This is a genomic window from Methylophaga sp. UBA1464 (assembly GCF_002325665.1).
Taxonomy (GTDB): domain Bacteria; phylum Pseudomonadota; class Gammaproteobacteria; order Nitrosococcales; family Methylophagaceae; genus Methylophaga.
Map to the genome: position 1 here is coordinate 17,186 of NZ_DCSO01000024.1, position 1,874 is coordinate 19,059.

Below are 1,874 nucleotides of genomic sequence, written 5' to 3' on the forward strand. Positions count from 1 at the left end.
AAGGTTGGGAGTACTTTCCCGATCTCCTGCAGTGTTGGAAATCTTTCATATTAAAGTCACTCCCCAAGTTAAACAAAATTTCCAGTTGCAGTGGTGGTGTTTAGAAATAAACAGACTGCGGTGCGGGTGAACCTCTTACAGATGCAGATAACCAGATAAATACCCATATTAAACTTAAGGTTTAAATCCTTGTTTTTAGGTTACTTATTAGCGGATACTGAAATAGCTTAAATGCTAAAACTTGACCACGCTGAGTGAAGTCAGGAAAATTCTCCTAGTTTGAATATAGTTAAGCAGGAAAAGTCTTAGCGAAAGTAGCAAACTGTGGCAAAAGACTCAGCAAAACCAGCAAAATTGATCTGGATCACGGATTTGAAATCATCAACATAGTTGTTTTGCGGTAAAATTCATTGGGCTTGATTGTTAGGCAGTATGAAATTGGGTTCTGTTTCTGAAAATAATTAAAAGAAGCAGTGAAAGAGTTTTCATGAGAGAGAAGGTGTGATCGCTATGCAGGCGAAACAACAGTACAACTTTGAAGTGGTCAAATGGTTCGCCTACATGGCGGTTGTCTATTTGGTTGCTGGGACAGGCATGGGTGTATTTATTGCATCACAATTAGCCTGGCCGGATCTGAATTTTGATAATCCTTATATCAGCTTTGGTCGCTTGCGTCCGTTGCATACCAATACGGTAATCTTCGCCTTTGGTGGTTCAACCCTGATGGCGACAGCATTTTATGTGGTTCAACGTACCTCAGGCGTAAGACTTTGGAGTGATAAACTGGCTTGGTTCACCTTTTGGGGTTGGAACCTGATTATCCTCGGTGCAATTATCACACTGCCATTGGGTTTAACTCAGTCAAAAGAATATGCCGAGCTGGAATGGCCATTGGATATTCTGATCGCAGTGGTCTGGATCAGTTACATGTTCAATTTCATTATGACCTTATCCATCCGTAAGGTTTCACATATCTATGTTGCCAACTGGTTCTTCCTGGCAATGATGATCATGATCACTTACCTCCATGTGGTTAACAGCTTGTCGATTCCTGTGAGTATGTGGAAATCCTATTCTATTTTCTCAGGTGTTCAGGATGCGATGATTCAATGGTGGTGGGGCCATAACGCTGTTGGTTTCTTCCTGACGGCGGGCTTCCTTGGCATCATGTATTACTTTGTACCTAAACAGGCAAATCGCCCGGTTTACTCTTACCGTCTGTCCGTTATCCATTTCTGGGCATTGGTATTTGGTTACGTATGGTTAGGTGCTCACCATCTTCAATACACCGCGTTGCCTGACTGGACCGGTTCATTGGGTGCTGCAATTTCTCTGGCGATGATTATTCCTTCATGGGGCGGGGCATTAAACGGTATGTTCACGCTAAGCGGGGCCTGGGATAAATTGCGTACTGACTACATCTTGCGTTTTCTGATTGTTTCTTTGGCATTCTATGCAATGTCAACCTTCGAAGGTCCGGTTATGGCTTCGAAAACTGTAAACGCATTGTCACACTACACTGACTGGACTATTGGACACGTTCATTCGGGTGCATTAGGTTGGGTTGCAATGGTGTCTGTTGGTGCTCTGTACCATATGGTGGAACGTATGTGGGGAACTACCATGTATTCCGTCAAACTGGTTAATCTGCATTTCTGGATGGCAACCATTGGTACCGCTATATACATCACTGCAATGTGGGTATCCGGCATCATGCAAGGTTTGATGTGGCGTGCTTATGATGAATATGGCAACTTGGCTTATACCTTTGTCGAGTCGGTAGCTCAAATGCATCCTTATTATGCGATGCGTGCAATTGGTGGATTGATATTCTTCCTGGGTGCGGTCGTCATGCTGTTTAACGTAACAGTGAC

Annotated in this window: 1 protein-coding gene; it reads left to right on the forward strand. The window is 43.4% G+C overall.

Annotation, left to right across the window (positions count from 1 at the left end):
• Positions 1–510 precede the first annotated feature (510 nt).
• The coding region (gene ccoN / locus B3O33_RS02555) for a cytochrome-c oxidase, cbb3-type subunit I (protein WP_292362864.1) at positions 511–1,874 on the forward strand (1,364 nt) is incomplete at its 3' end.